17 protein-coding genes and 1 pseudogene are annotated in these 19,094 nt (G+C 43.8%); 6 read left to right on the top strand and 12 right to left on the bottom strand.

Going from position 1 to position 19,094, the window contains the following annotated elements; genetic code table 11:
- Positions 1–154 precede the first annotated feature (154 nt).
- The 6 genes from A8L45_RS13820 to A8L45_RS13795 all read right to left on the bottom strand — a co-directional run bounded on the left by A8L45_RS13820 (position 155) and on the right by A8L45_RS13795 (position 4,029).
- Complete coding sequence (locus A8L45_RS13820) at positions 155–400, bottom strand: YqfO family protein (protein WP_245680726.1); 246 nt, start codon at positions 398–400, stop codon at positions 155–157.
- Between the two features lie 5 nt (positions 401–405).
- Entirely contained in the window at positions 406–1,374 is a 969-nt protein-coding gene (locus tag A8L45_RS13815; RefSeq protein WP_068903254.1) for a D-2-hydroxyacid dehydrogenase family protein, read from the bottom strand.
- A 277-nt stretch (positions 1,375–1,651) separates the two neighbouring features.
- A complete protein-coding gene (locus A8L45_RS13810) occupies positions 1,652–2,194 on the bottom strand; it encodes a hypothetical protein (protein WP_175401989.1) in 543 nt (180 codons plus the stop codon).
- Between the two features lie 360 nt (positions 2,195–2,554).
- Positions 2,555–2,863, bottom strand: coding sequence for a hypothetical protein (locus A8L45_RS13805; RefSeq protein WP_068903250.1), 309 nt, complete (start codon positions 2,861–2,863; stop codon positions 2,555–2,557).
- 20 nt (positions 2,864–2,883) lie between these two features.
- The gene (locus A8L45_RS13800; protein ID WP_068903249.1) at positions 2,884–3,276 is read right to left on the bottom strand and encodes a nuclear transport factor 2 family protein; all 393 of its coding nucleotides are present in this window, start codon (positions 3,274–3,276) and stop codon (positions 2,884–2,886) included.
- 249 nt (positions 3,277–3,525) lie between these two features.
- Positions 3,526–4,029: a GNAT family N-acetyltransferase gene (locus A8L45_RS13795; protein ID WP_083228342.1), complete on the bottom strand. Its 504-nt coding sequence runs from the start codon at positions 4,027–4,029 to the stop codon at positions 3,526–3,528.
- A gap of 233 nt (positions 4,030–4,262) precedes the next feature.
- Here A8L45_RS13795 and A8L45_RS13790 point away from each other — a divergent pair, with 233 nt between their 5' ends.
- Positions 4,263–4,700: a hypothetical protein gene (locus tag A8L45_RS13790; RefSeq protein WP_068903244.1), complete on the top strand. Its 438-nt coding sequence runs from the start codon at positions 4,263–4,265 to the stop codon at positions 4,698–4,700.
- Here the strand turns inward: A8L45_RS13790 and A8L45_RS13785 are convergent, their stop codons facing one another.
- Complete coding sequence (locus A8L45_RS13785) at positions 4,701–5,720, bottom strand: acyltransferase family protein (protein WP_068903242.1); 1,020 nt, start codon at positions 5,718–5,720, stop codon at positions 4,701–4,703.
- A 323-nt stretch (positions 5,721–6,043) separates the two neighbouring features.
- Between A8L45_RS13785 and A8L45_RS13780 the strand changes: the two genes are divergently transcribed.
- Positions 6,044–7,282, top strand: coding sequence for a GTP-binding protein (locus A8L45_RS13780; RefSeq protein ID WP_068903240.1), 1,239 nt, complete (start codon positions 6,044–6,046; stop codon positions 7,280–7,282).
- A 230-nt stretch (positions 7,283–7,512) separates the two neighbouring features.
- Here the strand turns inward: A8L45_RS13780 and A8L45_RS13775 are convergent, their stop codons facing one another.
- Both A8L45_RS13775 and A8L45_RS13770 read right to left on the bottom strand, forming a co-directional pair.
- A complete protein-coding gene (locus A8L45_RS13775) occupies positions 7,513–8,040 on the bottom strand; it encodes a C40 family peptidase (RefSeq protein WP_245680725.1) in 528 nt (175 codons plus the stop codon).
- A gap of 108 nt (positions 8,041–8,148) precedes the next feature.
- Positions 8,149–9,027 (bottom strand): LysR family transcriptional regulator, encoded by an 879-nt coding sequence (locus A8L45_RS13770; RefSeq protein WP_068903235.1) that lies wholly within the window; start codon positions 9,025–9,027, stop codon positions 8,149–8,151.
- Positions 9,028–9,166: 139 nt separating this feature from the next.
- Between A8L45_RS13770 and A8L45_RS13765 the strand changes: the two genes are divergently transcribed.
- Positions 9,167–9,397, top strand: coding sequence for a hypothetical protein (locus A8L45_RS13765; RefSeq protein WP_068903233.1), 231 nt, complete (start codon positions 9,167–9,169; stop codon positions 9,395–9,397).
- 78 nt (positions 9,398–9,475) lie between these two features.
- On the opposite strand, the gene glgX is transcribed toward A8L45_RS13765, so the two are convergent.
- Complete coding sequence (gene glgX / locus A8L45_RS13760) at positions 9,476–11,422, bottom strand: glycogen debranching protein GlgX (protein WP_068903230.1); 1,947 nt, start codon at positions 11,420–11,422, stop codon at positions 9,476–9,478.
- A 699-nt stretch (positions 11,423–12,121) separates the two neighbouring features.
- On the bottom strand, positions 12,122–14,122 hold the full coding sequence (locus A8L45_RS13750; RefSeq protein ID WP_068903226.1) for an exoribonuclease II: 2,001 nt from the start codon (positions 14,120–14,122) through the stop codon (positions 12,122–12,124).
- Between the two features lie 645 nt (positions 14,123–14,767).
- On the opposite strand from A8L45_RS13750, the pseudogene A8L45_RS13745 reads away from it, so the two are divergent.
- From A8L45_RS13745 to A8L45_RS13735, 3 genes and pseudogenes are all read left to right on the top strand, one after another.
- A pseudogene (locus tag A8L45_RS13745) lies at positions 14,768–16,572 on the top strand (DEAD/DEAH box helicase).
- 227 nt (positions 16,573–16,799) lie between these two features.
- Positions 16,800–17,465 carry a cupin domain-containing protein gene (locus A8L45_RS13740; RefSeq protein ID WP_068903224.1) on the top strand — a complete coding sequence of 222 codons (666 nt, stop codon included), beginning with the start codon at positions 16,800–16,802 and terminating at the stop codon, positions 17,463–17,465.
- Between the two features lie 202 nt (positions 17,466–17,667).
- Positions 17,668–18,336, top strand: coding sequence for a class I SAM-dependent methyltransferase (locus tag A8L45_RS13735; protein ID WP_068903222.1), 669 nt, complete (start codon positions 17,668–17,670; stop codon positions 18,334–18,336).
- Between the two features lie 48 nt (positions 18,337–18,384).
- Here the strand turns inward: A8L45_RS13735 and A8L45_RS13730 are convergent, their stop codons facing one another.
- Complete coding sequence (locus tag A8L45_RS13730) at positions 18,385–18,591, bottom strand: DUF3283 family protein (RefSeq protein ID WP_068903220.1); 207 nt, start codon at positions 18,589–18,591, stop codon at positions 18,385–18,387.
- Positions 18,592–19,094: the final 503 nt, after the last annotated feature.

Raw genomic sequence — 19,094 nt, 5'->3', positions numbered from 1 at the left:
ACTTTGTTGATAAAAAGGGTCGGAGTATTGCTATTTCGTTAGCGTGTCTTTGAGATTCTTCATCATCAATTGAGTCATTTAAAAAAGTGGTTATGTATCTTAAAAATATTAATCATCGGCTCCTCCCATCCAAGCCGCTGTTTTAAATCGCTCATCAGGGGGGTATTAAAGGTTGATTGATAGTAATTTCGACTTTTACCAAGGGGTAACTTTCAACTAAGCCAGAGGCACCAAATACGGGTTTAGCATCATCAAGCGCTCGATGAGAGCCCTCAACCATACTGATGGCCCAACAATGGTCATAATTTCCCACTCTGTCGACGCCGTGTTGATGGAGAGTATTCAGTACTTGTTCTTTCTGATTGGGTTGGCAAAAAATCTCAAGTTTAAAGATGTCCATTTGATTTAATCGATCCTCACCAAATTCTGTGGTTGACCTGAGGCGAACGCTACAACATTTTTAAAGGCTGAATCGAAGTAAAGTTCATAGCTGTTGTTTTCGACATAACCGAGATGTGGTGTACAGGTAACATTGGGCAAAGTTAACAACGGCTCATTGTCAATGTTGGCAGGCTCTCTGTCATAGACATCTAAGGCGGCTTGCTTATTAGGGTTAGCTGATATTTCAAGGTAGAGAGCGTCGGGCTCAACCAACTCTGAGCGGCTGACGTTGACGAAAAGAGAATCACTTTTCATCGCTGCCAAGTCTTCACGCTTTACGATATGGCGGGTAGCATCATTGAGTCTGAGGTGAAGTGAAACAATGTCTGCCTCATGAAAAAAACACTCTTTACTATCAGCTGCTGTAAAACCGTCGGAGCAGGCTTGGTTCCGGGAGCGTCGACTTCCCCATACTATGACTCGCATGCCGAAAGCGTTCGCGTATTGCGCGATACGCTGTCCTATTTTCCCATATCCCCAAATGCCCAGAGTGAGGCCATGTAATGTTCTTCCCAGTTTGGGGTGGCCTGACTGCTGCCATTTCCCGTTTGAAAAGTGCGCCATATAATTCGGTATTTGACGAGATGCCGCCATAATTAACGCCCAGCACAGTTCTGATGGCGCAATCGGAGATCCAATGCCTTCAGCCACATCGACACCATATTTACGACAAAGAACTGGATCAATATGATGGCTAACTTTGCCTGTTTGGCTGATAAGTCGTAGGTTAGGCAGTACTGCAAGGAGCGATTCAGTGATTTTTGTCCGTTCTCGAATGAGAACGAGAACTTCAGTGTCTTTAAGCTTCTCAACCAACACATGATGCTCAAGATCAGGTTGATGAATTATTTGTACATCGTGTTCTTTCAGTAGTTGAAAACTCTTTATGTCTTTCACCACGTTTTGATAATCGTCGAGTAGGGTGATCTTCATTTGCTGGATACTTTTTATGTTGCTGAAAATACATCTTTGGTGGATGACACGTAGAATCACTGTTTGGATAGCATTTACGTTGTGAAATAAGAAAGTTTTATTGTCCGGAGTGTGATTTATCCTGATTTAGCCCTATGATTTTTAGAGGTTTTGCGGCGCACTACAAGTGATAAACATTCCGCGTCTTTGAGAGGTTTTGTGATGTGGAGGGGGTGAGTTTTTTAGGGTTCGTAGCTTATGGAAAGTATTTTTTATTAGGATTGAGGCTTGGCTTACATCAAAAGTGCGCGGCGAATTTTATTCCTGCCTGACGTCCATCAAACCATCCCGATATGTAGGCATCGCTCAATTTATAGCTAATGCTGGCTGCAACAATTCCAATAAGGCCATCTTTGATGTTTTGGTCACGATCAGATGAGACAGCATGTGTGAGAGCCATAGCACTCAAACCGGATATCAAACCACAAGCATTAATTGAGAGGGTATATTCTCCCTCTCTTACATAGTCACAATACATATTGCCTGCTGTCGTTGAAGAAAAGGATACGGCAGCTTTGGATGAATAAGAGAAGCTTTGATATGCCAAGGAGCCGACTACAATTCCATGCATATTAGCCACGATATCGTCAGCACTAAAAATATTTTTTTCCTTATAAGAGTCAACCACTTCTTTTGCTAAACCGGCACCAAACGTCGCCATCGCACCGCACGCATTTTGCTCTACTGAATCTAGGTGCTGGAACATATCTTGGCACAGCAGGCTCGCCAGAACTGTTGATGCGAAGGAGAAACCGAAATGAAGTTGTTTGTCTTTTGCCATTGGCTCGGCTGACAAGGAGGAGGTAAAAATAAGAACAAATAGCAGGGCCAAATGCTTCATATTTCATTTCAACTTATTACGAGTCAGATTCAGATAGATTTAATATAGTTGAAACTGTCAATAAATCAGATAGTAGGGTGAAATAACATGAATAATCCTTGTGAAAATGAGAAGGTTGCTGATGTGTTTCAAACCGTGACTGAAAGAGTCAAGCAAGAGGAGCGTAGGCAAATTTTCTGGTTTATACACTTGAGAAGCTGAGTATGAAGAAGCGGCTGACAGTCACCCGTCTTATTGGTTCGTTCAGCCTAGCGAAGCATTTAAAAGGGAAAAGAGCCTTATGTTTGAATAGGGAGTAAGTTAATTTCTTGTCTCGGATTTTTGGGTAGACAGCACTACTTCTTCTTGCTTGTTCAACATACTGAGAGACCACTGACGTATTTGTCTCGTCACTATTTTTTCAATTCCAAGGCCGACCAGCAAACCACTCATTACAATGAGCAAAAATGGGATCATATCAATGTCAAAAATGTAGCAGGTAGCAATTGCTGACACGATTCCAGTTACAATAATAATAAGCGTCAGCCAAAAAGGCTGACGCTTTAAGTCTCTCACTATTTGATGCTGGTGGTGTGTGCTAACCATTGAGCGTGATTCAACACTCTTCATCTTTTTAATCCCTGGCTGAATTAACAGTTAGTCTGTGATGACAGCTCAAAAGGGGCGACTTTGGTGCCCTGATGAAAACACATTCTCCAGTTGTCTCCCTCTTTTCGCCATATGGAAGTGCGATAAGAGTAGGCTTCTTCCTCCGATGTATTTGATTTGATGAATGCCCGGTAAACAACTTGAATGACATCCAATGTGATAGGTCGGAATGAAAGATCCTGTGTATGACATTCAAAATTCTGTTCTGTTGGAAGTCGCTCAAGGACTTCAGACATGCCAAAGTATGCGCCAGAGGCACCAATTTCTCGAAAATCATCTGTGAGTAGGTTCTTTAACGCCTTGCGGTCGCTTCTGACTTTGAAGGTATGGAGTGCCAGTTCTTTATCGAGAATTTGTTTTTTAACGTTATTCATCGCCAACTTACCTCTTTGTTCTTTTTTATACAGTTATCTTTGAGCGATACTCTGTCACTTCCGACAGTAACGCCTCTCAACTGAAGGGTAAAATGCGGGCTTTCACAAATGCGGCGGAGAGCAGATATCAGAAAACGCTGACGTTAGATGTGTATCTACAAACAGCTAACGACAAGGTCTTTATACGTTGAATCAATAATGTGTTGGGCAATGGATGTGAAAGCGTGAAGTCACACTGGTGGTTGGAGACTATTTATCCCTCATTGCGTGGCGAAGTGGCAGAATATACAGATAGCTACTGGGTTGGCGGATAAAACCAAGTTTCGTAAAAAGGCCAATTGATCGTGTGTTTTTACTATCGATATCAGCGACCAGTTCAGTAATATCAATAGATGCTGCATGTGAAAACAAGGCAGTTAGAGCATCAGACATGTAGCCCAAACGCCAGTAGTCAGAGTTTAATAAACAGCCCACCTCGCAACGCGTTCTGCATGGGGTAAAGCTATGAAGACCGCAAGTGCCGATGACACGTTGCGTTTCTTTTTCAACAATACCCCATTCGTAAGAGAAGCCATTTTTCTCAAAGTCAGCGATACTCTTTAACAATTGTTCGACCATATCTTGTGAGGTAAATACCGGGTCTGAGCCAAACTCCATAGTGTCCGGATCGCCATAGATATTCATCAAATCATTCGTATCATCAGCTGTCAGTGTTTTTAAAATCGTCTTAGAACTTTCAATCTCTGCTTTCACTCTGTGCGCCTGTTGTATAGGAACGGTTCTTATCTATGTATGAAATAGTTAACTTTATGATTTTAATCAAAGCGAATAATAAGATGTAATATAAAGACTGTCGCTGGTCGCATTTTGTAATGGTCTTTTAAAATTCATCCTGATCATTGACTCTGTTGTTATGATGCTTGAGGCGAGGTTACCAATATGATAAAAACAGCGTTCTTTTATTGATACATTTCCGTGAGAAAGCGATGAAAAATAAACGACAATTATTGAACAAAGTACTCACCTTGTTGATGTGTATATCGGCAGCCAGCTTTTTTTCAGTTGCCTCGGCGGCAGATTGTGATCAAGAAAAAGTCACAATGGACGGACAATTACAAAATCTTGCTCCCTTTCCCTCAGACAGTTGGGATCAGCCTCTTACCAGTTACTTTAAAATCGTTACTGGCACTCTCATGAGTAACGAATGTGGTCAGCGATTTGCGCTGTTAAAAGTGAAAAACACTGACAGCATCAGGCATGTTTTTGAGGAAGGTCATATCATGGCGGTGATGGCCGATCAAACGGTAAGGTACCCTCATAGTTTCCGCAAGGTGATGGACGCGCGTGAAGAGATAACCCTATCCGTTAATTTTGGCAAAAGTAAAATGCCTATTTTATCTATCTACACCCGCGGCAAAGGGTAGTCATTTCATACCGAATAGTGTTTTTACAAAAGGGATAGGGCGTAGAACCAAGAAGGCGCCAAAGCTCAAAAATACTGTCATAACAACCAGCAGGCAGAATTTTATCTCAGGAGACAGCGCCAGAGTGATCAACTGGGTGTTTACCGCATACATGAAGATCATATGCACCAGATAAACAGGGTAGACACTTTGGCCGAGAAGAGAGAGTAAGCCAGAGGGCGTATTCAAATACCTATTCCCCACGCCGAGTACCGCAAAAATCCAGCAACTGGCTTCGATGGCCGTTATCACGGTCGGCCAAACCATGACGATACTAGAGATGCGAGCCAGATATAGGCCTGTCGCGATGATCAAGAAAACCAGAAACCACCTTGACAGTAACTGCCAAACAGACTCAGCGGCGTATGCCAAAAAAATGCCAAATACAAATGCGGCAAGTCCGAGCACAAAACCATGTGTCGTCAGATAGAAGTTTGCATAGCGCTCGGGTTGAATAACCGCTGCTTCAACAACAAACATGGCTGGCAGCACTAGAAGAATAATTATGGCGGGAATGGTTATCTCATGTTTGACGTGGTTGAGAGGAATAACAGCTAGCATGGCATAGATAAAGATATTGTATAAAAACCAAACATGAGCGGGTTCTGCGCGGTAACTGACGGGGAAGCCTGATTCAACTTGAAATAACGCATAGTGAACAGGCGTTAGAATCAAGGTAGTAAAAATGGCCGGTAAGAGAATGCGGGAGGCTCTATCCCGTATCATTTCACCGGGAGAGCGACGACGGATAGAGGCAGCGAATGCGAAACCAGAGATAAGAAAAACCAGTGGGATCCGCCATACATTTAATGCGCTCATCAATGTCCAAATATGGGTAGCACTCTGGCTATTTTGGATGAATGAAATTTTTGCGGCCCATGGCTGAAACGTAATGGCACAGTGATAAACGATTAATAGGAAAACAGCGATAACACGCAGCCAGTCTAAATCATATCGGCGGTCGGTAGTCTCTTCAGTCACTGTTACTCTCTATCCCATTATTGCTTTATACCGAAGTGTAGGATGGTTTTTGGCGAAACTTCGCCAACAAACAAATATATGATGCATCCGTATTCCGGTCTGCTGGTGGTTAAAACGCATATTACATACAGATAGGCTCTATCGTTCCCCCTCCCTTACTACTTTCTTGCAAATGATAAGCGTTTGCATTTAGGGCTAGATATAGTAGTGTATCCCGTTGTCAGATCTTTCCATTAACTGGCAGAGATTTAACAAGTTTCGATGATATCTGGCACTTGCTCAAAGCAAGATCTAATCACAAATTTAAACTGTGGATATATTGAATGAAAAAGATACCAGTAACCGTTCTGAGTGGCTTTCTCGGTGGTGGAAAAACAACCACGATTAATCACATCATAGAGACAAAAAGAGAGCAAAGAGTCGCGATCATTGTCAATGATATTGCCGCAGTAAACATTGACGGTAAACAGATTGGTGACAAGATACTGCAAACGGATGAGAAGCTTGTTGAACTGGAAAACGGCTGTCTCTGCTGTACGTTGCGAGGAGACTTATTCGAAGAGACAGCAAAACTCGCGCTGGAGGGTAAGTATGATTATTTGTTCATTGAAGCCAGTGGCGTTTCAGAGCCGCTCCCCATTGCAGCCACCTTCACCTTTCCTATGAATGACGGTAAATCACTAAAAGATGTCGCACAATTAGACACCATGGTAACCGTCGTTGACGCGTTTAATTTTATCGATCAATACCATTCTGATGAAATGGAGATTCAAGAGCGAAAAACAAGATTACAAACTCACGATCAAACATCGGTTGTACAGTTGATGATCGACCAGCTTGAATTCGCCAACGTTATTCTTGTCAATAAGTCTGATATGGTCGAAGCCATGCAATTGGAGAAGATCCACCAAATGATTCGTGCGATTAATGCTGAGGCAAAGATTATCGATACCAATTATGGAAAGGTGGATCTCAGCGAGATTATGTATACCCATTCGTTCGACTTTGAAAAAGCTCAGGAGTACCCGACGTGGGTACAAGAGATTGAGAAGGAAAGCGCTCAAGATCAGAGTGAGTCATCTAAAGAAAGCGATCACCAAGATCACGGCCTTATTCATAGCCATAGTCACGAGTTTGGCCTAACGACATTTGTCTATCGAGCAAGGAAACCATTTGTTCCCGAGAGGATTTTAGACTTTATGGAAACCCCAATACCGGGTTTGATAAGGGCAAAAGGGTATTTCTGGTTATGCACTCGAATGGATCATGCCGGTAATTTCCAACTAGCAGGAAAATTGAAAGAGTACGATGCTGCAGGTAAATGGTATTCCACTGTGCCAGAGTCAGAGTGGACACCAGATATGAGAGAATTCATCGAAAAAGAATGGGAAGAGCCTTTTGGTGACCGTCGCCAGGAAATTGTGTTTATTGGCAGTGACGATGAAATTAACCAAGCAGAGATCGTTAGTCAGCTAGACATTTGTCTCGCGACAGATGAGGAACTTAACCAAGATTACTCAAAATTTCCCGACCCTTTCCCAACATGGGGCGGAGTGTGTTGATCATAATTGGCTGAAGAACGTTCCTGAACATTGTTTAAAACCAAATTGATATCCAAAACTCTGAAACGGTCAGCAGGCATATATATTATCTTGGCTGAGCAAGTGTAAGTTGAGTTGTTATTTAATCGATAGGGTAGGCGTAAGAAAAAATAGGTTGTTGAGATGATTCTTAACAATATATTAGGAGTTGGGGAATAAAAATCATACGGAAAACAGTAGGAGGTAATGCGTCAAAAGTAGCGTCTGACTTGCCAGAAAGCTCTCGTCCAATAAGGAGAGTCTAACTTTGATATCGTCACTCCCTTTGACGTAGAAGCATGGACAAAGCTGTTTTCATCTATGTATATCCCAACGTGGTATCCATCTCTTCTCGTTTTGAAAAAGATTAAATCACCTGTGTCTATCTCAGAGAGGGATATCCGTTTGCCATAACTGACTTGATAACGGGTTGTTCTTGGCAAGTGCATGCTAAAAATTTGTTTGTAGGATATTTGAGTAAACGCTGAACAGTCTATGCCTCGTTTGGAGTTGCCTCCCCATTTGTAAGGCGTCCCTTTCCATTCTTTAAACAGAGTTTCCAGACGGGCTTTGATCATATTCGCTGAAGGGGGATGTTTGAACGCTGGTAAGTGAAAAAAATGCTCATCTTGATCAGGTTCAGCGGTATTCACCACTGCTTGATTTGCCACGCATCCTGTAAAAAGCATGATCACTGGCAGTAAGTACCAACGGGTCATCAAAAATAATTTCACTGTCATCAATTTGTCTAAAAAACACTCAGCAAAGTCTAGAATGAATGACTACAAATGACAACGTTGATAGTGAGGATGATTGTTGCAAACGTGATTCAAAGTGTTATTCATCAATTACTCACAAATCGGCGTCCCGAGTCTTTTCAGGGATTCATTCCACTGCAGAATATGTTCAGCCAGTGCATTGATAGGGGGACTAATAATGCCAGGACGCCGAATAATACCTGTTTGTACTATCTGCTCTCGCGTGCCAGTGCACAAATCGATAATTTCCATTTCATCCGTCATGGTGCAACTTGAAATGAGTCCAACAGCCAACCCGGAGCTAATGGCAGCCGTTAAACCATGAAAATCGGCAGCGGTAATGGTTAGCTGAAAAGAGATGCCTCTGGCCTGCAAAAGTGAGATTGCCATTTTTCCCCAGCGACACTGAGATTCAATCGCAAGTGGCATGGGTTTGTTCACCGGCCATTCTAGCGTTTTCGATTTAACCCATACGAGATTCTCCTGAAAGAGAGGCTCGACAGGTAATGTCTCTTCCTGAAGGATATTGATTAGTGCAATATCAAGCTTACCGGCTGATACCATTCGATGCAGACGAGAACTCGCGGCACTGGTGACGGACAATTGGATGTTTGGGTGTTTATCTGAGAAACCGCGGAGTATTTGATTAAACACAAGCCTGACATAATCATCACATACACCAAGTCTAACTTTTCCATTCATATCCGGGCTGGTGAAGTAGGCCATAGCCTGATCATTTAAGCCCAGAATTTGGCGAGCGTAACTGACAAGATGCACACCATGACTTGTGAGCGTGTGGTTTCGGCCTTGCTTTTCAAAAAGTGACGTGCCCGTCGTTAATTCTAGCTTTTTCATTTGTTGACTGACGGCAGATTGCGTTCGGTGAACCCGGTCTGCTGCGCCACTGAAGTTGCCACAATCGGCGATAGCGACCAAGGAGCGTAACTGGTCAATATCAAGATTTTTCATCAATCTTATCCATTAATAGTTAAGCATTACTTATGAGTTTAATAAGAAATATGCGCTTTTCTTAACAGTTTTATAAAAGCATGATGATTCATGAATTGCACGATTTTTATTCATGTTTGAGTTTTTATCGGAGGTTGAGATGCAGCAGGTCACGAATAATATTGCTATTTATACGGCACTTACAACCAAGAAATTGGTCAAGAAGCTGTATCTCAAGTTATCTCATTTATGGGTTAAGAACGAAAACCAGCTTCTGATTTTGGAGTTAAAGCGGAGAATTGATGATGACGCTTTCCTAGAAGATGTAGGTCTGTCGAGGGCCCGTGTCGAAGCCGAAATAGAGCGTCTTGAGGCGCAACGTAGAAGATAAATTTGCCACGCGTGTGTTGTTGGTACCCCGGGAACAAGCCCCGGGTTTTTTTGATGTTTTTACGAAATGACATGATGACTAAAGCGAGTGTTCAGCCTTTCCACGTTGGAATAATATAGCCATTGAGTGAGGAATGAGTTCAAATCTGTTATCGACGACTTTCGGAGCCACCTTGTTTATTGAACTCTGACGGGTATCCAACAAAAGCTCCCATTGGTTTTCGAGAAGGGAAAACGATGCAGCGTCTGCGGTTGGATTGGCCAAAATCATCAGCGAGTTGCCGTCTTGACCTATTCCAATATGTAAGGCGATAGTCCGTTCACTTTCCCAGTCTTGCCATTCCATAGGCTGACCTGCCTGTTTTAGCCACTCTACGCGGTTGGTATGACGTCCTGCTCCAGAAAATGCCCGGATAAAAGGCATCATGTACTGTTTACGAAGTGAGATAACCGCTTCCATCCAGGTTTGGAAATATTTGGCGTTATTGTCCAGTTCCCACTCGGGCCACGATACGTTGTTATCTTGGCAATAAGCATTATTATTTCCTCCCTGACTGTGTGACAAACTGTCAACAGCCAAAAGGTGCGGAACACCAAAGCTAAAAAGTAACGACGCGATCAGGTTGCGCTTTTGACGCTCTCTGAGCGCAACAACAGATTGGTTATCTGTTCTGCCTTCAACGCCGTGATTACAACTTCTGTTATCACCATGCCCATCACGGTTCTGCTCGCCATTGTCGGCATTGTGCTTTTGTTGATAAGACACCAAATCTTGTAAAGTAAATCCATCGTGATAGGTGATGTAGTTGACGGAAGATTTTTGTGGCCAAACTGATGCACTGAAGATATCACGCGAACCCATGATCCGTGTGGCGAATTCGCCGAGCCCCTGGCCATTGAAGTGCCAGTAAGAACGCAGTGTATCTCTGTACTTATCGTTACATTCCAGCCACCCCATTGGGAAATGTCCCAACTGATAGCCATCTGGGCCTATATCCCATGGTTCTGCAACAAGCTTAATGCCGCTGAGTACGGGATCTTGATAAATCGTTTGGAAAAAACCACCCGCATTATCAAAACATTCACCGCGACGGCCAAGCGTCGCAGCCAGATCAAAACGAAAACCATCAATCTTAAATTCTTCAACCCAATATCTCAGTGAGTCCATGACGGCTTTGAGAGCAGGAGGATGAGAGAGGTCGATTGTGTTACCACACCCTGTAAAGTTCTGGAACTGTCCATCGTAGCCGTGTAAGTAGAACAAGGGATCTAACGCTTTGTAGTGAAATACAGGGCCCGGCTCGCCGCTCTCTGCCGTATGGTTGTAAACCACATCAAGAATGACTTCAATACCTTCACGGTGCAGTTCTCTGACCGTTGTTTTCAATTCATCAACAGGGTCATTAATTGCAAAGCGGTTATCAGGCGCATTCCATGCGACGGGATTGTACCCCCAAAAATTCGTCAGTTTTTTTGATTTGAGATGCGCCTCGTCAATCGACGCCGCAATAGGCATAAGTTGAAGAGTTGTCACGCCTGTTCGCTTGAAATGGGAGATCATAACGGGGTGGCATAAACCGAGAAACTTTCCGCGAAGGTGCTCAGGTAAATCGCGGTTGAGGTGAGAGAAGCCTTTGGCATGAAGCTCATAGATTAGCGTCTCATCGCGTTGTATCGATGGTCTCTCAACATCTTGCCAGTCAAACTGATCCTTCACTGTCACTGCCGCAAGCATCTTTTTACACAAGGGGTGGCGAGTAACCTTTTTTGCGCAAGGGTCGAGCAACCATTGCGTGCTTCCCTTTATTTTGCGACAAAAACTGTATTGCGTATCCTCTGTTACATTTGGAATAAAGCACTGATGTATTGCACCACCATCGGTATGCTTCATATCGAAGAACCTCGGCTCGTCGTTATTGAATATGGCTAACTGTATCTGATTAATTTGCGGTGCATGGATTGAAAAGTAACAACCATCGTCTGTAACTACGGCACCTTGCTTCTTTTTTGTTAATAAAGTTTCCATATATCTCCGCTCTTGTCCGGCGGCTTCATCCCGGGTTGTTTTGATTTTATTTATGGCGTTGTATCGGTGAAAATCGTTTTAGTAGCCTTATGCTCGCACTCATATCTGTAATGCCTTCTCGCGACAAAAACGCCTTACAGATACTAGACAATATTCCTCTGACCTTGCCGTCCTTGATTCTTCAAGCCTCATTCAATATGAGTACACATAACCACAAATTCAATTTGGATATAGTACAAGACGATCTGGCTATCATAAAAGTGAATAAACTGAACGATGTATAACCAAAGTGATAGGAATAATTGCTTCGTACTATGTTCAGAGAAGTATCAAAGATGAGTAAACGGCGTCTTAATTTAGAGATTAATTGAGAAAAACAGGGGCTTTCATCGCAAGAGCGGCAGACATGGGCAGATCAGTATGCTTCTATAATTAAGTCACTGTCCAGCGTCCATGGAAGCGACAAAAAAATAATAACAACAGGCAGATGTGTATCGTCAGGTACCTTCTCGCCTAAACCAGTCGCTCTAAGTTTCTTAGAGCTTTTTTTTGGGTCAATTAATCCTTCATTACAAGGTCAGACGAATCTTGTTGACCGACAGAGCTGACGTTTAGTGTCAGCTTTTTTATTGCCTGATGACTTGAAAAAAAAAGCCAGACATTGAATGCCTGGCTTTCAAAAGTAGAAAGAGTTAACAACTAGTCTTTTTTCTCTTTACTGCTATCTTCAATTTTTTCTGCAACAACAGCGAACTCACGTGTTGGCTTACCAACAATCGAACGTGTTGGCTCTTTTACTGACGTCAGTACGACCTGTATTTGGTCGCCAAGTTGAAACCCTTTGTTACCGTCGACTGAAACAGTGCCTTGTTCACCGTTACACTCAATGCGTTCTTTGTTATCAACAATAAGCGAACCCGGGATGAAGGTCATTGCGCCGTTTTCAAGTAAACGCACTCTCATACCAGCTCTGTTGATATCAAAGATCTCGGCAGCATATTCAGTTTTCTGCTCAACACTGTCTTTCAGCAGACGGACATACAGCCAATCGGCAACATCGCGTTCTGCCATTCTGTGATGTTTTCTGTGTGCTGCCAGCTCATCGCCGACGCTCTCGTCAGGCTTCTGAGAAGGTTCTTCACCTTTTATGATGGCTTTCAACAAGCGATGGTTGATCATGTCACCATACTTACGGATAGGTGAGGTCCAGGTTGCGTACACATCCAGACCCATCGCATAGTGCTCAGCAGGAGTATTCTGAATCAGACTGTAAGCCTGAAACTTACGAATGCGGTTATCCAGATAAGTCGTATCAAGGCTGTTCAACCAACGACGCAGTGAACTGAAGCCTTCAAGGCTTGCCAACGATTCAGCAGTTGTATCTGCACCATGCTCATTGACCAGTGCAACCACATCTTCCATTTTTTCTGCGTTGAAGCCGGCGTGAGTATTGAATACACCATAGCCGAAGTGCTTACGCAGAACTCGACCAGCACAAATGTTTGCAGTGATCATGGTTTCTTCAACCATTCGGTTGGCGATACGACGAGAATCTAAGTGAATCGCGACAACGTCATTATCTTCGCTGAGCTCAAAGCGATAATCGGGACGGTCGATAAAGGTAACGGCATGTGTTTCGCGCCAGCTGATCCGAGCTTTAGCAACTTCATGAAGAGCATCAATTTGTGCGCGGATAACATCGTTAGGCTGCCAATGTTCGCACTTGCCATTTTCAATCAGGTCAGAGATGTCATCGTAAGCAAGACGGCCCTGTGACTTGATTGTTGCAGAGAAGAAGCGCGCGTCGTCAGCAATCGTGCCATCAGCAGCGACGGTAACGGTACAGCAAAGTGCAGGTCTTACTTCGTCATTGATCAGCGAACAAAGGTTATCACTTAGCTCTCGAGGTAGCATTGGAATATTGCGACCCGGCAGATATATGGTAAAGCCGCGCTCACGGGCTTCGTCGTCCATTTTGGTTTCAGGCGCAATATAAGCTGTTGGATCTGCAATCGCGATAGTCAGAGTAAACGTGCCGTCGTCATTCTTTACTGTGTGTAGTGCATCATCCATGTCTTTTGTTGAGGCACTGTCTATTGTAATGAAAGGAAGGTTGGTCAGGTCTTCACGATCCAAACCTTCATCGAGTATGTTCCACTCGTCTTGCGGTGCTGGCTCTTTGTTTGGCAGATCGTGTTTGGCAAGTGTTACCCACCATGGTGCAATTTTGTCACCAGAATCTGTAATTTTTTCGCTGATTTCGCAGAAGAAATTGTTATCGCCTTTCAGGGGATGGCGTATCAGCTTGGCGACAACCCAGTCACCATCAGCCAACTGATCGTGGCTCATGCCTTTACGAGTTTTAGCACGAATGGCGTCTTTGAGTTGAGGGCTATCTGGAATGACATTGAGTTTGTCACGGAACATCTTTACACGACCGATGAAACGCTCAACAGACTGCTCAACCAGTTCATCGGGTTCAGCAACCTCTTTTTCTTTTTCAGTCCTGATCAGGGCGACAACTCTGTCACCATGCATCACTTTTTTCATGTAAGGAGGTGGGATAAAGTAGCTAGTCTTATCATCCGCTTCAAGGAAGCCAAATCCCTTTTCGGTCGCTTTTATCGTACCTTCTTTTTTGGGAATGGTTTCTTTGATCTGTTGTTTTAATTGTGCAAGTAATGGATTGTCTTGAAACATTTTGTCTGGTCTCAGGAAAAAGTCGAACACACTATACCCAAATTAGGGTAATTTGCCAGTTTAGAAGTTAAATAACGACCGGGCTTATCGGGCTACTTTATAGTTGTTTACCATGAAAAATAGTCATATTTATGAAAGAAGCCGAAACTATGTCCATGACAGACATTATTCATGGTTTCGTGTCACGAGATATTAAGACGAAATATGAATATTTACCGTTAACACACATTTTCTGATTATGAACGTTTTTGGCTCTTTGGGGCAGGTGTCAGGATTGTAAATACAGCGATTTTCAGTGTTTATTCTGATCAGGTTTAAAACACACCCCCTCAAAAGAAAATCCTGTTTTATCAAAATAGATATGCACTTTATTGATGTTGATTTCACCAAATTGCCTGCGTAGTGTACTCAAGCACTCAAAAATCCAGCGAACGCATTAAAAAATGTGAAGCTTCTCAATTTTTTTCTGGCTTTTTGGCCTCGAAAGGCGCAGAATGTGCGCCTTATTTGTCGAGGCCCGTAGCGCGTTCCACCTCGTTACCTGAGTATCTCACCGATGTTAAGGTGAAGGAACTGTACCAGTAACCGATCGCTGTACACCGCTTAAGAGGCCCCGTTTTTCGTAGTTCATAAATTGGGATCCCAATGCAAGAATCTGTTACTGAATTCCGCCAGCTTGACCTGGCTGAAAATATCCTTTCTGCGCTTGATAAAATGGGCTTTGTTGCTCCAACTCCGATCCAGGCTGCTTCCATACCAGCTCTTCTGACTGGTACCGATGCTCTGGGTAAAGCGCAAACAGGTACAGGTAAAACCGCTGCATTCTCTCTGCCTCTGCTTAACAAACTTGATTTAAACCAACGTAAACCTCAGGCGATCGTTATGGCGCAACTCGCGAGCTGGCTATCCAGGTTGCGGCTGAGGTGAAGTCTCTTGGTCAGAACATTTCTGGTCTGAAGGTACTTGAGATTTACGGTGGTGCGTCAATTGTTGACCAAATGCGAGCTCTTCGCTCCGGTGCACACATCGTTGTTGGTACTCCGGGTCGTGTTAAAGACCTCATCAACCGCGAACGCCTTCAACTAGACGAAGTACATACTTTCGTTCTGGACGAAGCAGACGAAATGCTCAAAATGGGTTTCGTTGACGATGTAACCTGGATCATGGAGCAGGCTCCTGAAACTGCTCAGCGCGTTTTGTTCTCTGCAACTATGCCTCCTATGGTTAAACAAATTGTTGACCGCTTCCTGCGCGAACCTGCTCGTATTGATGTGGCAGGCAGCAACCGTACTGTTGAGAAAGTAGAGCAGCAATACTGGGTTGTTAAAGGTGTAGAGAAGGATGAGGCAATGACTCGTCTTCTTGAAACTGAAGAGACTGATGCATCTATCGTTTTCGTTCGTACCCGTCAGGATACCGAACGTCTGGCTGACTGGTTGTCAGCTCGTGGCTTCAAGGCAGCGGCACTTCACGGTGACATTCCACAGTCACTGCGTGAGCGCACTGTAGAGCACATCAAGCGTGGTGTTATCGATATCCTTGTTGCTACTGACGTTGTTGCACGCGGTCTTGACGTGCCACGTATTACCCACGTATTCAACTACGACATCCCTTTCGATGTTGAGTCATACATCCACCGTATCGGCCGTACTGGTCGTGCTGGACGTAACGGTAAAGCGATCCTGCTGGTTCGTACAAACCAAATTCGTATGCTTCGCACCATTGAGCGTGTGACGCAAACTCGAATGGAAGAAATTCAACTTCCGCTACGTGACAAAGTGGCTGAAGCACGTCTTTCTGGACTGGCTGCTGACCTTGAGCAACAAAAAGAAGCTGAAAGCCTTGATGCCTTCGTTGGTCTGATCGAAAAACTGCAAGAGCAAATCGATGTAGACGCGCCAACACTGGCTGCAATGTTGCTACAACGCCAGCAAGGCAAACGTCCTCTGTTCTACACTGGCCCAGACCCACTCATCGCTGCTATCGAACGTGACAACCAGCGTCGTGAGCGTCGCCGTGAAGAGCGTAAGAACGATGGCGGTAACCGTCAGAAGTACAACGCTGCTGACTGGGATACGTACCAACTGCAGGTTGGCCGCGAGCAAGGTGTTCAGGTTAAAGACATCGTTGGTGCGATTGCGAATGAACTGGGTCTTGAGAAGCAGTTTATCGGTTCAATCAAACTGGCGACAGAGCACACTTATGTTCAGCTGCCTAAGAAAATGCCGAAAGAGGTTCTGGGTCAGTTGCGTAAACTGCGTATCCGTCAGAAGCCGACTGATGCTCAGCTGGTAGAAGGCCATGTGAACATGGAACCACCTCGTCGTCGTAACAATAACGGTGAGCGCGGCGGTCGTCGTGATAACCGTGGCGGTGAGCGTCGTTTCAATCGCGATCGCGGTGGTGAGCGTCGTTCTTTCCGTGGCGAGCGTCGTCACGCAGAAGCGTAACAACCAGCGTTTAGCTAATATGAGAAAACGGGCATCATGCCCGTTTTTTTATTGCGAATTATAAACATGTAAGAATAAAGCACTGCATTCGAACCCTTTCCAGTGGCATATCCTCTTTGTCCAATAAGTAAGTCATGTGTTGTACAGGCACTTTCGCTAGACTACCGCTACAAAAAAACATAATAGAGATCACAAGTAGCTTTACTGTCAGGCTTAGGGGGAAGCACATGCACAACATGCTGTATGAACGGAGAGTGGTGGTAGATACGCAGAAAATGCCATGGGAAGCAGATAAAGAGTCCGGTGTATATAGTAAGCCACTCGCATTCGAAAATACCGCAAAAGGTCACAACTCAAAAATACTTCGTCTTTCACCTGATATATCAACAGAGTTCGAGGCACACTTCGGTTCAGAAATCCTTATTCTTAACGGCGAATGCGATTTTATGTCCGAATCCAAATCCCAAAGAGCTGTATATGGCGATTACTTGCGTTTCCCCCCTGGCGTTCCATTCACAATATCCAGTCACCCAGGCTGCATAATGCTCGTAAAACAAAACCAATTCTCAGCAACCGATCAGAAACAGAGTTTCGTTTCTATGTCGTCAGCTGATTGGACCAAGGCACAGGGAGAATTAGAAATGTTGTCACTGCACGAATTTAATGGGGAGCAGGTCGCGCTCATTAAATGGCCGGCGGGTAAACATTTTTTCTCAATTTCCCATTTTTGCGGTGAAGAGGTGTTTGTGCTGAGTGGAGAATATAGAGACGAGTTCGGTGTTTACCCTGCGGGAACCTGGATGAGAAACCCACATATGTTCGAGTACAACCCATTTTGCCAGGAAGATACCTTATTGTGGATAAAAGTCGGCCATCTGCCTTATCCAGGGTAATTTACGAACTGAGTGGAGGCAGAGGGTTTGTTCAATATTCCATAAACGATCTTCTGTTCGTCACTCGTCAAATTTATTCTTGTTGCAATAGCAAACGTGAGTCATCACCTTGTTGCTGCATTTCGAGTTGGTTGTTTTTTAAATGAGACAGATCTGATGTCTTGCTGTCGGTAATCTCTGTATAAAGTTTTGGAGGCAGTTTATGCAGAATGTAGACGACGTTTATGGTTCAGCACTTGCGAGCTACTATAACGGCGATAAGTCCGGCAATATTATTTTTAGGGAGTCCGAGGGAGCGTCAGTAGTTCCAACTGCAGACTTTTTTAGACGTCCCGATGAAGTGAAAATAGATAGAATTGCGCTGTCTTATTGCCGGAGAAATGTTTTGAATTTAGGGGCTGGCAGCGGCGAGCTCTCGCTATATCTATATGAAAAAGGTATCGACGTTTTTTCTCTCGACACGTCTGAAGTTGCATGTGCGATTATGAAGCAACGTGGCCTTACATCTGTACTTTCTGGCGGCTTATTCGAGCAACAAGCGGCATTGCCTAATACATACACATGGTTGGCAGTGCGTGGATACATTGGGCAGTTGGGTTATATCCATAATTTCATTCATTTTCTGGAGCTCGCCAAGGAAACGCTTTACCCTGGCGGACGGGTCATTCTCAGTTCGATGAATCTGAAGAAAGAGGGCTACAGAACGAAAATGATGACGTGCGAATTCGATGGTAAAGTCAGTGAGGAATATCCGAAGCTGGATATTGGTATGTCTACATTACGTCGCATTGCTGATTCATTGAACTTTAGTTGCAGATTTGTTTTGTGCGATGAAAACAGTCATTACGTCGCTTTGCTGATAAAGAAATGAAGACATCCTTTTAAGCCGAGTCGTCTCAGTGTTTGAGTTAAATGGGCATTACATGCCCATTTTTTGTTGGTATCTCGCCACACAGTTTTGATAGTGCTCCTGCTGGCTTATTCCCCGTAGCGCTTTCAGTTCCTGACTGAAAATAGTGTTATCTGCAACCCCATTTTTCACTTGCCATACTGCATAGGCTGCCTGCTTATCAATCTCAACCAGCTGTTTTTGTTCTGAGGGTAATAACGCTAGATTATGGTTCATGTTTTTTCGATTCTTATTTCGTGCGGTTCACGTATGGTACAAATATTATTGAAATCTGAACAGGAAAAAGACCTTTGATATACAAGTACGCCTAAAAGAATAGACCCGAGATCATGATGCCCATTTTTATGCGGGGTTAACCACCTAAAGGCTCTATGATTTCTCTATTTTCTTATGCTAAAAAATAACCCTTCACGACGCTGTGTTCCGTAACCAGATGTTCTTCATGCATCGTTCTTAATGTATTGTTGTCAAATATATAACTCAAAATTCACTCTTTTCTCTGGTATGAAAATAAACAGCATCAAAGTGATAACAAATAGTACACCACACATTCATTCACTTTTTTCTATCGCCTCTCGGGACAGTAAATTTCTTGCTGGATGTACAAAAAATTTAACCGCTTAATCTCATCAGGACATACGCTTATATCGGTAACGAAAAAAAATCTCCCCCCATATAAGGAGACTGACTCAGACGCTGTTTCAGCGAAGTGCAAAATA

The organism is Veronia pacifica, assembly GCF_001707825.1.
GTDB classification, from domain to species: domain Bacteria; phylum Pseudomonadota; class Gammaproteobacteria; order Enterobacterales; family Vibrionaceae; genus Veronia; species Veronia pacifica.
This window is presented reverse-complemented; position numbering and strand designations above follow the sequence as displayed.